The 13600-nt window shown below is 66.2% G+C and carries 12 protein-coding genes; 6 read left to right on the forward strand and 6 right to left on the reverse strand.

Annotated elements, in window-relative coordinates; all coding sequences use genetic code 11:
- Positions 1–37: 37 nt before the first annotated feature.
- From atpG to AC3A4T_RS04585, 3 genes are all read left to right on the forward strand, one after another.
- Positions 38–901, forward strand: a complete 864-nt coding sequence (gene atpG, locus AC3A4T_RS04575; protein ID WP_487674303.1) for a F0F1 ATP synthase subunit gamma — start codon at positions 38–40, stop codon at positions 899–901.
- Positions 902–1025: 124 nt separating this feature from the next.
- A complete protein-coding gene (gene atpD, locus AC3A4T_RS04580) occupies positions 1026–2450 on the forward strand; it encodes a F0F1 ATP synthase subunit beta (RefSeq protein WP_046660007.1) in 1425 nt (474 codons plus the stop codon).
- A 130-nt stretch (positions 2451–2580) separates the two neighbouring features.
- Positions 2581–3006: a F0F1 ATP synthase subunit epsilon gene (locus AC3A4T_RS04585; protein ID WP_487674304.1), complete on the forward strand. Its 426-nt coding sequence runs from the start codon at positions 2581–2583 to the stop codon at positions 3004–3006.
- A gap of 352 nt (positions 3007–3358) precedes the next feature.
- Here the strand turns inward: AC3A4T_RS04585 and AC3A4T_RS04590 are convergent, their stop codons facing one another.
- On the reverse strand, positions 3359–3742 hold the full coding sequence (locus AC3A4T_RS04590; protein ID WP_487674305.1) for a GtrA family protein: 384 nt from the start codon (positions 3740–3742) through the stop codon (positions 3359–3361).
- Positions 3743–3872: 130 nt separating this feature from the next.
- Between AC3A4T_RS04590 and AC3A4T_RS04595 the strand changes: the two genes are divergently transcribed.
- Positions 3873–4796 carry a glycosyltransferase gene (locus AC3A4T_RS04595; RefSeq protein WP_487674306.1) on the forward strand — a complete coding sequence of 308 codons (924 nt, stop codon included), beginning with the start codon at positions 3873–3875 and terminating at the stop codon, positions 4794–4796.
- 84 nt (positions 4797–4880) lie between these two features.
- On the opposite strand, the gene AC3A4T_RS04600 is transcribed toward AC3A4T_RS04595, so the two are convergent.
- On the reverse strand, positions 4881–6509 hold the full coding sequence (locus AC3A4T_RS04600) for a hypothetical protein (RefSeq protein ID WP_487674307.1): 1629 nt from the start codon (positions 6507–6509) through the stop codon (positions 4881–4883).
- A 101-nt stretch (positions 6510–6610) separates the two neighbouring features.
- Between AC3A4T_RS04600 and glmU the strand changes: the two genes are divergently transcribed.
- Positions 6611–7984 carry a bifunctional UDP-N-acetylglucosamine diphosphorylase/glucosamine-1-phosphate N-acetyltransferase GlmU gene (gene glmU, locus AC3A4T_RS04605; RefSeq protein WP_487674308.1) on the forward strand — a complete coding sequence of 458 codons (1374 nt, stop codon included), beginning with the start codon at positions 6611–6613 and terminating at the stop codon, positions 7982–7984.
- Between the two features lie 185 nt (positions 7985–8169).
- Here glmU and AC3A4T_RS04610 read toward each other — a convergent pair whose 3' ends face one another.
- Both AC3A4T_RS04610 and AC3A4T_RS04615 read right to left on the reverse strand, forming a co-directional pair.
- A complete protein-coding gene (locus AC3A4T_RS04610; protein WP_487674309.1) occupies positions 8170–8997 on the reverse strand; it encodes a glycoside hydrolase family 18 protein in 828 nt (275 codons plus the stop codon).
- Positions 8998–9393: 396 nt separating this feature from the next.
- Entirely contained in the window at positions 9394–10143 is a 750-nt protein-coding gene (locus AC3A4T_RS04615; RefSeq protein WP_487674310.1) for a glucose 1-dehydrogenase, read from the reverse strand.
- A gap of 114 nt (positions 10144–10257) precedes the next feature.
- Between AC3A4T_RS04615 and AC3A4T_RS04620 the strand changes: the two genes are divergently transcribed.
- Positions 10258–10629 carry an ArsR/SmtB family transcription factor gene (locus tag AC3A4T_RS04620; protein ID WP_487674311.1) on the forward strand — a complete coding sequence of 124 codons (372 nt, stop codon included), beginning with the start codon at positions 10258–10260 and terminating at the stop codon, positions 10627–10629.
- Between the two features lie 156 nt (positions 10630–10785).
- Here AC3A4T_RS04620 and AC3A4T_RS04625 read toward each other — a convergent pair whose 3' ends face one another.
- Both AC3A4T_RS04625 and AC3A4T_RS04630 read right to left on the reverse strand, forming a co-directional pair.
- Positions 10786–12090, reverse strand: a complete 1305-nt coding sequence (locus tag AC3A4T_RS04625; protein WP_487674312.1) for a sensor histidine kinase — start codon at positions 12088–12090, stop codon at positions 10786–10788.
- A gap of 10 nt (positions 12091–12100) precedes the next feature.
- Positions 12101–13459 (reverse strand): sigma-54-dependent transcriptional regulator, encoded by a 1359-nt coding sequence (locus AC3A4T_RS04630; RefSeq protein WP_487674313.1) that lies wholly within the window; start codon positions 13457–13459, stop codon positions 12101–12103.
- Between the last annotated feature and the right edge of the window lie 141 nt (positions 13460–13600).

Consider the following 13600-nt stretch of genomic DNA (forward strand, 5'->3'; position numbering starts at 1 on the left):
TATCCCGAATCCCCAATCCCACGAGCGGAGCGAGTAAATGGCCGGCGGCAGAGAAATCAAAACCAAGATCAAGAGCGTGCAGAACACCCGCAAGGTGACGCGCGCGCTCGAAATGGTCTCGGCTTCCAAGATCCGCAAGGCGCAGGATCGGATGAAGACCTCGCGCCCGTACGCGCGGGTCATCAAGCAGGTGATCGGTCATCTGGCCCAGGCCAATTCCGATTACCAGCATCCGTACATGATCGAGCGCAAGGATCCCAAGCGCGTCGGCTATGTGATCGTGTCGTCCGACCGCGGTCTGGCCGGCGGCCTCAACAACAACCTGTTCCGCAAGCTGCTGGGCGAAATGCGCAAGTGGCAGGAGCAGGGCGTCGAGGTCGACGTGGTCACCATCGGCCAGAAGGCCTCGGTGTACTTCCGCCGGGTCAAGGTCAACATGCTGGCCTCGGTCACCCACCTGGGCGACAAGCCGCATCTGGAGCAACTGGTCGGCGTGATCAAGGTGATGCTCGACGCGTACAGCGGCGGCAACATCGATCGCGTGTTCCTTTGCTACAACGATTTCGTCAACACCATGACTCAGCGCGCGGCGTTCGATCAGCTGCTGCCGCTGCCGGAGCCGGAAACCCAGGTCGCCAAGCACGATTGGGACTACATCTACGAACCCGACGCGGAGACCGTGCTCAACCACGTGTTGACCCGCTACATCGAGTCGCTGGTGTACCAGGCGGTGCTGGAGAACGTGGCGTCCGAGCATGCCGCGCGCATGGTCGCGATGAAGTCGGCGAGCGACAACGCCAGCAAGCTGATCGGCACTCTGAACCTGGTCTACAACAAGGCCCGTCAGGCCGCGATCACCCAGGAAATCTCCGAAATCGTCGGCGGCGCCGCGGCGGTTTAAGCCGGGAATCGAGAATCGAGAATAGGGAATCGCACGAAAGCCGCGGCTTTCGACTTCCCATTCCCCATTCCCAACTCCCCATTCCCGACAAACGAATCAAACAAAGTTTAGTGGAGTTACAACCATGAGCCAGGGCAAGATCGTTCAGATCATCGGTGCGGTCGTCGACGTCGAGTTCGCACGCGAGTCGGTTCCGCGCGTGTACGACGCGTTGAAGGTCGAGAACACCGCCATCACCCTCGAAGTGCAGCAGCAGCTGGGCGACGGCATCGTGCGCGCGATCGCGCTCGGTTCCACCGACGGCCTCAAGCGCAACCTGGTGGCGATCAACACCGGCAAGGGTGTGTCGGTGCCGGTCGGCGCGGGCACCCTGGGCCGCATCATGAACGTGCTCGGCGAGCCGATCGACGAAGCCGGTCCGGTCGAAGCCACCGAGCATTGGGAAATCCACCGCGCCGCGCCTGATTACGCCGACCAGTCCTCGGGCAACGAGCTGCTGGAAACCGGCATCAAGGTCATCGACCTGATGTGCCCGTTCGCCAAGGGCGGCAAGGTCGGCCTGTTCGGCGGCGCCGGCGTGGGCAAGACGGTCAACATGCTCGAGCTGATCAACAACATCGCCACCGAGCACGCCGGTCTGTCGGTGTTCGCCGGCGTCGGCGAGCGCACCCGCGAAGGCAACGACTTCTACCACGAGATGGCCGAAGCCGGCGTCATCCAGCTCGAGAGCCTGAAGGACTCGAAGGTCGCGATGGTGTACGGCCAGATGAACGAGCCGCCGGGCAACCGTCTGCGCGTCGCGCTGACCGGCCTGACCATGGCCGAGTACTTCCGCGACGAAAAGGACGCCGACGGCAAGGGCCGCGACGTGCTGTTCTTCGTCGACAACATCTACCGCTACACCCTGGCCGGCACCGAAGTGTCGGCGCTGCTCGGCCGCATGCCGTCGGCGGTGGGTTACCAGCCGACCCTGGCCGAGGAAATGGGCGTTCTGCAGGAACGCATCACCTCGACCAAGACCGGCTCGATCACCTCGATCCAGGCCGTGTACGTGCCCGCCGACGACTTGACCGACCCGTCGCCCGCGACCACCTTCGCCCACCTCGACGCCACCGTCGTGTTGAGCCGTAACATCGCATCCTTGGGTATCTACCCGGCGGTCGATCCGCTCGACTCCACCTCGCGTCAGCTCGACCCGAACGTGATCGGCGCCGAGCACTACGACACCGCGCGCCGCGTCCAGGCCACCTTGCAGAAGTACAAGGAGCTCAAGGACATCATCGCGATCCTCGGCATGGACGAGCTGTCGGAAGAAGACAAGCAGGCCGTGTCGCGCGCGCGCAAGATCGAGCGTTTCTTCTCGCAGCCGTTCCACGTCGCCGAAGTGTTCACCGGCGCCCCGGGCAAGTACGTGTCGCTCAAGGACACGATCCGCGGCTTCAAGGGCATCTGCGACGGCGAATACGACCACCTGCCGGAGCAGGCGTTCTACATGGTCGGCGGCATCGAGGAAGCGGTCGAGAAGGCCAAGAAGATGGGCGTGGGCTGAGACGCCCACCGGGCGTCTCGGGATTCGGGATTAGGGAATAGGGATTCGTAAGGCGGTACGCGGCGATCGGCGGGTTTTGCCAATCCCGAATCCCGAATCACGAATCCCATCGAGCGAAGCGAGAAAGATTATGGCCACCACGTTCCGTTGCGACATCGTCAGCGCCGAGGAAGAGATCTTCCACGGCGAGGCGACGCTGCTCGTCGCCACCGGCGAGATCGGCGAACTCGGCATCGCGCCGCGCCATGCACCGCTGATCACGCGCCTGAAGCCGGGCAAGGTCGTGGTGACCCTGCCCAGCGGCGAACAGCTGGATTTCGCCGTGTCCGGCGGCATTCTCGAAGTGCAGCCGCAGGTCGTCACCGTGCTGGCCGACACCGCGATCCGTGCCCAGGACATCGACGAGGCCGCCGTGCGCGCCGCCAAGGAAGAGGCCGAGCGCGCGCTGGCCAACCGCGGTCCGCAGATGGACATCGCCGAAGCCCAGAGCAAGCTGGCCGAAGCGATGGCGCAGTTGCAGGCGCTGGAGCGTCTGCGCAAGAACATGAAGCACTAAGTCGGTCGCTGTACGCCGCTTACGAAAACGCCGGCCTTGCGCCGGCGTTTTTCGTTTTGAGATTTGCGTCAATGCGACAGGTGGCAGTACGCCCATGCTGTTCCCCCTTTGAAAAAGGGGGGCAGGGGGGATTTGCTCTTGCCGCCCACCGCGGTGATTCATCGCAAGCAAAAGCAAATCCCCCGGCGCATTCGTGATCAACCACTCAAGCGACAACGCAGGCGCCAGCCCCCTTTTTCAAAGTGGGCGAATTCTCTGCATTGCCTTGACTATCCGAATCAGCGCTTGTGCTCGCGCGACCATTTCGCGGATCCGACTGGGAGCGCGATCGCGCCGCAAATGCAGCCGAACCTCAGCGCCGATACACCCAATACCGCGACATCACGAACCCGGCCCCGCCGAGTATCACCTCGATCACCGGCTTGGCCGCCCAGGTCCATTGCAGACCGGCATAGGCATCGACCGTGCTGATCGCCCAGGTGCTGAGAATCGTCGTGCCGATCCACATGGTCACGAAGCGCGCGAACTGCCGGCGCCCGACCCGGGTGTCGTCGCTGGCGAAGGTGAAACGGCCGTTGAGCCAGAACCCGAGCAGCGCGCCGCAGATGCGGCCGGTCAGATTGGCCGCTTCCACCGGCATGCCCAGATGGCTGAGGCCGACCATCACGCCCCAGTCCAGGAAGTACTGCAGGGCGCCGAACAACAGATAGTTGCGGCCTTGCCGGCCCAGGCTCACGCGCGGGTTCCCGGGCGAACGAAGCGGAGGCGATGCGGCCGGACAGGGGGGAGTGCGGTCATCCGCGCATTCTAGCCAAGCCAGGCTGTACCATCGCGGCCATCACTCACCGGCACGACGGAGCGGCGGTTTGCGCAGCGCGGTTCTGATCCCCTGTTACAACGAAGCCCGGACGGTGGCCAAGGTGGTCGCCGACTTCCGCCGTGTCCTGCCGGATGCCCAGATCTGGGTGTTCGACAACGCCAGCACCGACGACACCGCCGCGATCGCGCGCGCCGCCGGCGCGCGGGTGCATCGGGTGCCAGCCAAGGGCAAGGGCAACGTGGTGCGCACGATGTTTCGCGAGGTCGACGCCGACGTGTACCTGATGGTCGACGGCGACGACACCTATCCAGCCGATCACGCGCCGCTGCTGCTCGAGGACATCGTCAACGGCCATGCCGACATGGTCGTCGGCACGCGCCTGGAATCGCACGATTCGGGTTCGTTCCGACGCTTCCACGGCTTCGGCAACCGCCTGGTGCGCTGGAGCATCGGCAGCCTGTTCGGCCAGCCGGTGCGCGACGTGCTGTCGGGCTATCGCGCGTTCTCGCGCCGTTTCGTCAAATCGATGCCGGTGCTGTCGCGCGGCTTCGAGATCGAAACCGAGATGACCGTGTTCGCGATGGCCAACGCCTTCGTGCTGAGCGAACGCACCGTGCCTTACGGCGTGCGTCCGGAAGGCAGCGTGTCCAAGCTCAATACCTTCCGCGACGGCTTCCGCGTGTTGCGCACGATCGGGTTTTTGTTCAAGGACCTGCGCCCGTTGCGCTTCTTCGGCGTCGCGGCGTTGATCGCCGCCTTGGCCAGCCTCGGCTTCGGCGCGTTCGTGGTCCACGAATTCAGCCTGACCGGCGCGGTGACCCATCCGTCGACCGCGGTGCTGGCCGCGGCGCTCGCGCTGACCTCCTTCATCCTGCTCGCGACCGGCCTGATCCTAGACACGGTGAACCGGCGCAGCAACGAAATCCTGCGGCTGATCACCGACCACGTGGTGCGGCACACGCCGGAGTGAGCGATGCGTCCGGCTGGGCGCATGGCTGCGATCGGCGCGTGACCGCTCCGCAGTTCCGCGCAACCTGGCAAGACGCATCCACACTCATGGCGCCGCCTTGACGCAGATCGGCGCGAACGGCGCGCGCGCCAGCGGACACAGTTCGAGCTTCGCCAGCGTGTTGTGCAGCGGCCGGCAGTCGCCATCGACCGTCAGTCCGTACAAGGCCATGCGTTCGGCGGCCGGTGGGTCCACGCGTACCGGGCGCAGCAGCCACAGCGGACCGGGATTGGTGGCGACGGTGCGTTCGACGCGCTCCTGCAGTCGCGTGCAGCGCTGCGGGTCCATGAAGTTGTTGTGGATCGCCATAGCCGGCACGTCGCGCGGCAGGAACGCGAGGGCGTGCCCGATCGGGTGATTGGTGCTGGTCAGCACCACGCTGTGCTTCGGCAGCGCCGGGTAGCTCACTTCGATCATCGGCGAACGGAACGGGTCGCGGCCCCAGCTCGGATGCTTGGTCGGCGCGACTACCAGCACCATCGCGACGAGCATGACGGTGCGGGTACGGCGCTGGGCGAACAGGACCGACACCACGCCGACGATCAACATCGAGAACAACAGTTCCAGCGGCAGCAGATAGCGGTAGATGCTGTACATCGCCAACCAGCCGACATAGCTGACCAGCACGAACGCCAGCAACGGCCAGCGCAGGGCGAGGCGGATCGAAGCCTCGCGGATCGAAGCCTCGTCGTTCGCAGCGCCCGTATCGCTCGCGACGGGAGCGACCGGCGGCGCGATCGCATCGCCGCGCGCGCGGCCCCGCCACACCCAGATCGCGAGCGCGATCATGCCCAGCAGGACCCGCGGATCGGCCAGCACCACCTCGGAGAAATCGCGGCTGCGGCGCAGCATGCGCAACGGCGCGTTCAAGTACTGCAGTGCGCCGTCGGGCAGATAGCGCAGGTCGCGCATGGATTCGGGCAGCGCGTCGGGCGAATGGAACCACTGATTGAAGTAAGGGAATAGCGGATTGCCATGGTGCTGCCACAGATACCAGCCCCACGGCCCCCAGCACAGCAGCGCGGCGGCGCCGCCGCCGAGCGCCAGCGCGCCGATGCGCGCGGGCAGCTGCCGCGCCGGGCCGGCGACCAGCGCCGCGGCGATGAAGCCCAGGCAGTAGGTGGCGGCGGTGAGCTTGAACCCGGCCGCCGCGCCGGCCAGCAGGCCGATCGGCAGCCAGGTCGCGAACGGTCCGCGTCGCTGCGGCGAGGTGGCCAGCCAGTACAGCGCGGCGAGCATCAGGGCACCGACGATGTGGTCGTTGAAGATCGCCGCGGTGCTCGGGTACACCGCCGCGCCGGTGATGGCCACGAATCCGGCGATCCAGGTGCGGGCGCGGCTGCGCTGCGCCGGCAGCAGCGTGTCGAGCAGGCGCAAGGCGAAGAACAGCGCCAGCACGCTCGGAATGGCCAGCCAGGCGGTGATCGGCACCCCGCCGACCCCGGCGCGGACCATCAGCGCGAACGGGATGTCGACGATCGGGTTGTGCCAGGTCTGCAGCTGCGCCACCGCGATATCGCTGTCCAGCCGCCCCTCCATCCACGCCAGCGGCGTATACAGGTGGTAGTTGCGCAGGTCCCAGTTCGCGTCCTGGCGCAGGCCCACGATCGCGATCGTGGTGAAGAACAGGGCCACCAGTGCGGCGGTTCGCCGAGCAGCGCGGTCGATGGGCATACAGGGTCCTTCAACGGTGAATTGCTAAGATTCGTCCTCGACGGGGGGCCCACGTCAAGCAACCGAATGTAAGGAAGATTTCATACATGGCTCATGAGTCGATGAACCAGCTGCACATCGTGATTCTCGCCGCCGGCGAGGGCAAGCGCATGAAGTCGGCGACGGCCAAGGTACTGCAGAAGATCGCCGGCCGGCCGATGCTGGCGCACGCGATCGAAACCGCGCGGGCGTTGGGCCCGGCCGGTATCCACGTGGTCTACGGTCATGGCGGCGAGCAGGTCCGCGCCGCGTTCGACGGCCAGGGCGATCTGCACTGGGCCGAGCAGGCACAGCGTCTGGGCACCGGCCACGCCGTGCAACAGGCGATGCCGGGTGTACCACAGGACGCACGCGTGCTGGTGCTGTACGGCGATGTGCCGTTGATCACGGCGGACACGTTGCGGCGGCTGCTGGCCGCGCCGGGCCGATTGGCGGTGCTGGTGGCCGACATGGACGACCCGACCGGTTACGGCCGCATCGTCCGCGATCCCGAGGGCCGGGTCGGCCGCATCGTCGAGCACAAGGACGCCGACGAAGAACAGCGCGAGATCCGCACCGTCAACACCGGCATCCTGGTCGCCGACGGCGAACCGCTGCGCCGCTGGCTCGATCGCCTCGGCAACGACAACGCACAGGGCGAGTACTACCTGACCGACGTGTTCGCCGCGGCCGCGGCCGAGTACAGCCCGGCCGAGATGGTGCATGTCGCCGATCCGGTCGAAGTCGAAGGCGCCAACGACGCGTGGCAACTGGCCCAGCTCGAACGCGCATATCAATTGCGCGCCGCGCGTGCCGTCTGCGTGCAGGGCGCGCGCCTGGCCGATCCTTCGCGTTTCGATCTGCGCGGCACGGTCAGTGTCGGCCAGGACGTGGAGATCGATGTCGACGTGGTGCTCGAAGGCCGGGTCGAACTCGGCGACGGCGTGCAGATCGGTCCGTTCTGCCGGCTGCGCGACGTCAAGCTCGCCGCCGGCACGGTGGTGCGCGCGCATTGCGATCTCGACGGCGTGGTGGTCGAGGGCGCGGCGATCATCGGCCCGTACTCGCGCCTGCGCCCGGGCACGGTGCTCGCCGACGGCGCGCACGTGGGCAATTTCGTCGAGACCAAGAACGCCCGCATCGGCGTGGGCAGCAAGGCCAATCATCTGACCTACCTGGGCGACGCGGTGATCGGCGCCGGCGTCAACGTCGGCGCGGGCACCATCACCTGCAACTACGACGGCGTGAACAAGTCGACCACGACGATCGAGGACGGCGCGTTCATCGGTTCGAACTCTTCGCTGGTCGCGCCGGTCACGATCGGCAAGGACGCGACCATCGCCGCGGGTTCGGTGATCACCCGGCCGGCGCCGGCCGGCGAGCTGAGCATCGGTCGCGCGCGTCAGTCGACGGTGGAAGGCTGGAAGCGGCCGGTGAAGAGACCGCCGCAAGGTTGATCGGCGGCGCGGCGCGGTGCGTCGCTGCGGTGAGCGCCGCTCGCCGCGGAGAGTTCGGGAAGCCGATCGGCTTCCCGAACTCGGGTAAACCCGGCCGATCTCACGGCGGGCAATGCATCGGATCGCTGCGAACCGGGGCGGTTACGTCTACGCGCACACCGTGCGCGTCCGCTGCCACGATCGCATCACTGAACGTATTCCACCGACGCGGTGCTGCCGGCCTGCGCCTTGATGATCTGGGTGTAGTAACTGGCCGCCGCGCTGTTGCTGAGGAAGGCGTTGGGCGCCCAGATCATCACGCCCTGGTAGCCGCCGCTGGCGACGTTCGCCGCGATCGTCCGCGCTTGCGTGGCCGAACTGAATTCCGGCGAGATGCCGAGGAACAAGTTGCTCTTGAGCATGCCGTAACCGACATACGGGGTGAGATAGCTGACGCTGCCGCCATAGGTCATCTCATAGCCTTCGGTCAGCTTGGTCGCCGCGTTGTACGGCGCGGAAAAATACTGCGAGTCCGACCACAGCGCCTTGCTCAGGGTCTTGCCGGAAAAACCCGAGTTGCTCCTGATCGCGCTGAGCACCGAATAGAACGCGCTCGCGTTGCCCGAACAGGTGGAGTACTCGTCGTCGACGTTGATGCCGTCGAGGCCGTACCGCACCACCTCCGCCACCATCGCATTGCCGAGCTGGGCCGCGGCGGTGGCGCTCATGTTGCACGACCAGCCCGCGTTCTGATGATTGCCCAGGTACGAGATCTGCACCTTGATCCCCTTCTGCTGCAACTGCCTGACGATGGCGAGGTTGTTGTTCAGGATCGTGCTCATCTGCGAGTTGTAGAACAGCACCGGCGTATTCGGGGTGCTGCCGTTGATGTTGGCGGCGAACAGCACGAGATCGGAAAAGAACGGCTTGCCGGTGCCTTTGACGATGAAGCGTCCGACATCGCTTACGTTTTGCGGCGAGGGATTATTCAGGAATACGACGTTGCGCGCGTCGGCGGCGGAACTGGCAAGCATTGCCATTAAACCGGCGGAAAAAAGCGTAGATTTGCTAAGCATTGGCGAATCTCCTCTTCCATTGTTTGGAAAACACATTCGATTTGACGCACGCGCACGCGCCGTGCCGATTGAGGTTCGCGGTCGTCGTTTCTAGAAACGAATGCGAAGGCCGCTCCCCTACCGTCGCCAAGCATCGTCGTCACGCTTGCGTCTCGATGTGATCGCGTGGGCAACTTCGTACACAAGGCGTACGAAAGCGCCGGCGAGAAGACCCATCGCTGCATCGGTCTGCGCATTGCAGCGCAACGCGGCGTTTTTTTCGTCGCAACGCACAACGCCACGGCCGAAGCCGTGGCGTTGCGTCTTGCTCAAGCACCGCCGCGTTCGCGGCGATGCGTCGTCGTTCGCTGCGACTCAGCGCGTACCGCCGCCGGCCAGCAACTGTTCGCCGGTCAGCCAGTACGAATCGTCCGAGGCCAGGAACACCGCGATCGAGGCGATGTCGTCGGGCTGGCCGATGCGGCCCAGCGGCGTCTGCGAGACCGCCCAGTTCTGGAAGTCCGAACCGATGAAGCCGGCCGAATGGGTGCCTTCGGTTTCGATCATGCCGGGGTTGAGCGAATTGACCCGGATCTTGCGCGGGCCGAGTTCGCGCGACAGCACGCCGGTGATCGCGTCGACCGCGCCCTTGGTGCCGGTGTAGACCGCGCTGTCGGGCGGGGTGATGCGGCTGACCACCGAACCGATGTTGATGATGCTGGCGCCTTCGCCCAGGTGCTTGGACGCGGCCTGGGTGGTCAGCAGCAGGCCGAGCACGTTGACGTTGAACTGCTGGTGGAAGCTCTCCTCGGTGATCTCGGCCAGCGGTCCGAACGCGTACACGCCGGAGTTGTTGACCAGCACGTCGAGGCGGCCGAACTGTTTGACCGTGGCGTCGACGATGGCCTGGGCGTCGGCGGTCTTGGACACGTCGCCCTGGACCGCGATGGCCTTGCCGCCGGCCGCTTCGATCGCCGCGACCACGGCGTCGGCGCCGGCCTTGCTGCTGGCGTAGTTCACCGCGACCGACGCGCCCTGCGCGGCGAGCGCCTTGGCGATGCCCGCGCCGATGCCCTTGGATGCGCCGGTGACCAGCGCGACTTTGCCTGCGAGTTTGTTGCTCATGATCGATGTAGTCCTGTTTGGGGGATGAAGCGGCGGTTAATTCCAATAGTTCAAAACATATGAACTATGGAACTTGAAGTCAAGGGGCTTTAAGATGGGCGCATGAAACCCCTGGTGCATCCCGCGATCGAGGACATCACCGTGGAGGGCATCCTTCACGCCCTGTCGGATCCCGTGCGCGCGGCGATCTATGCGCAGATGGCCGGCGCGGCCTGCGCGATGAACTGTTCCAATTTTCTCCAGGTCAGCGACCGCAGCATTCCCAAGTCGACCCTGTCGCTGCATTTCCGCGCGCTGCGCGAAGCCGGGCTGATCCGCAGCGAGCGGCGCGGGGTGGAAATGCACAACACCACGCGCTGCGCGGATGTCGAGCAGCGCTTCCCGGGTTTGATCGGCGCGATCCTGACAGCGCATGGCGCGCAGGCGGTTGAGCGCGCGAAGGTTGCCAAGCGCAAAGCCGCCGCGGCCAGATCCAAAGCGGTTTGAGTTTGGCTGCCCGCGGCGTCGCGCTTGAGCGCGGCGCGCTTCGAACAGCGCCTGAGTTATTCCCGATGAATGCCTGAGCGCGATGATCCGCGCCGTCCGCGGCGGCGTCTATCCGGATCGTGCGCGTGACCGGTCACGCGACGCGGGCGGTCCGGCTCAGTCGGGCAACACCATCGACACGCACAGGCCGCCGCCTTCGCGATTCAACAACGCGATGCGGCCGCCATGGGCCTCGGCGATCTCGCGCGCGAGCGCCAGGCCCAGGCCGGTGCCGTTGCGCTTGGTCGAATAGAACGGCAGCAGCGCGTTGGACAGCACCGAGTCGTTCATGCCGGTGCCGCGGTCGAGGATGTCGATGCGCCACGCGTCCTGCACCCGGCGCAACTGCAGGCGCACTTCCTCGGGCGCCGAGCCCGACTCGTGCGCGTTCTTGAGCAGGTTGATCAGGCATTGCTCGAGCTGGGCCACGTCCACCCGCGCGATCGCGTCGCCCTGGATGCCGTCGAAGGCGAAGTCGACCTGGCTGCGCAGTTGCTCGACGAAGCGCGACCATTCGATAGGCTCCAGCCGCGGCGCCGGCAGCTTGGCGAAACGCGCGTAGTCGCGGATGAAGCCTTCCAGATGGCGCGCGCGGTCTTCGATGGTGGCCAGCGCGGTCGGCAGGCGATCGTACTGGCCGCGGCGCAGCAACTCGGCGCCCGAATGCGCCAGCGAGGCGATCGGCGCCAGCGAATTGTTGAGTTCGTGGCTGATGACCCGGATCACTTTCTTCCAGGTCTGCACTTCCTGGCGGCGCAGTTCGGCGGTCAGCTGGCGCAGCAGCACCAGTTCGTGGGCGCGGCCGTTGAGGCGGAACACCCGGCGCGAGAGGTGGTAGATCTCTTCGTTCTCGATATCGCCGACGGTGAACATGCCGTCGCCGCCGCGATCGAAGGCTTCCTGCATCGGCACCGGCGCGCGCGCGAGCAATTCGGAGAAATCCTGGCCTTCCAGGCGCTTGCCTTCGCCCAGCGCCTTGCGCGCGGCGAGGTTGCCGTGAATGATCCGGCGCAAGGGGTCGACCAGCAGCATCGCCACCGGCGTGTTCTGGACCATGGTGTCGAGCAGCAGTTCGCGCTGGACCAGGCTCAGGCGCTGCTCGCGCAAGGTGTCGCCCAGGCGGTTGTGGCTGGCGACCAGTTCGCCCAGGTCGCCCTTGCCTTCCCAGTGGAAGCTGATCGAGTAATCGCCGTCGCGGTAGCTGGCGACCGAGCCGGCCAGGGCGCGGAACAGCGAATTCATCGGAGCGAACGCGCGTCGAACGTGATAGACCAGCAACGGCGCCAGCACCGCGAGCACGATCGCCAGCACCAGCCAGCGGTTGCCGATCCATTGCGACAGCCACAGCGTGGCCGCGGCGCCGACCGCGAGGTAGGCCATCGCGATCGCGCTGAATACCAGACTCAATGAGGGACGGCGCATGCTCATGTCCTCAGTCGCGCTTGATGCCGAGTCTTTCAAGACGTCGGTACAGCGCCTGACGTGACAGGCCCAGTTCGCTCGCGGCCTGGGCCAGGACGCCGCCGGCGCGTTCCAGCGCGGCCTCGATGGTGGCGCGGTCGAGTTCGTCGCCGCCGATCGCCATCGCCGGCTGCGCGGCGGCCGCGGGCAGGCCGAGGTCGGCCACGCCGATGCTGTCGCCGCGCGCCAGCAGGGCCGCGCGTTGCAGGGTGTTGCGCAGTTCGCGCACGTTGCCGGGCCAGGCGTGATGCAACAGCGCGCGCTCGGCGTCCTCGCTCAGGCGTTTGCCGGCGGCGAGCGGATTGTCCTGGAGGAAATGCCGGGTCAGCGGCAGCACGTCGTCGCGGCGTTCGGCCAGCGGCAGAATGTCGATCTGGATGGTGTTGAGCCGGTAATACAAATCCTCGCGGAAACGGCCGTCGCGGATCATCGCCGGCAGATCGGCGTTGGTCGCGCTGATCACCCGCACCTTGACCTGGCGTTCGCGGTTGGAGCCCAGGCGTTCGAAGCGTCCGGTCTCCAGCACCCGCAGCAGCTTCATCTGCCCGGTCGGCGGCAGGTTGCCGATTTCGTCGAGAAACAAGGTGCCGCCGTCGGCGGCTTCGAACTTGCCTTCGCGCATCTTGTTGGCGCCGGTGTAGGCGCCGGCGTCCGCGCCGAACAGCTCGGCCTCGATCAGCTCGGTCGGCAGCGCGCCGCAGTTCAAGGTCACGAACGGGCCGGACTTGACCGAGGAATTGGCCTGCACGATCTCGGCGATCTTTTCCTTGCCGGCGCCGTTGGGGCCGGTAATCAGCACCGGCACGTCGGCGCGGGCGACGTGTCCGGCCAGTTCGACCACGCGCGCGAGTTGTTCGGAACCCAGCACCAGCCCGCGCAGGTCGTAACGCGCCTCCAGGTCGCGATGCAGCTTGCGGCGTTGTTCGTGCAGGCGCGAGACCTCGCGCGTGCTGGCGCCCAGTTCGAGCAGGTTCTCGACGCTGGCCAGCAGTTTCTGATCGTCCCAGGGCTTGGCCAGGTAATCGGCGGCGCCGGCCTTGGCCAGGTCGACGGCGATGTCCAGATGGGTCCACGCGGTCAGCAGGATGATCGGCAGGTCCGGGTGGCGCGCGCGGATCGCGCGGAACAGCGCCACGCCTTCTTCGCCGGAGGTGGTGTCGGCGGTGAAGTTCATGTCCTGCAGGACCAGGCCGATGTCTTCGCGCGCGAGCGTCTCCAGCCCGGCTTCGGGCGATTGCACGGCGATCACCTGGATCTCGCGCAAGCCGAACAGCAGGTCCAGCGCGGTGCCGACCGCCGGGTTGTCGTCGATGACCAGGACCGTGCGCATCTGGGTTCCGTGTGGAGTGAGCCGCGGTGACGGCGGCCGAGTGCGGTGAGTATGCCAGCGAGGGCATGGAGCGGCGACCACGCGTGGAGCGTGAGCTGCGTGGTGTGTCGCGCATTCGGTAGGGCGGCGCGGCCCTCACCC

It is taken from the genome of Lysobacter sp. Soil_N_51 (assembly GCF_057655755.1).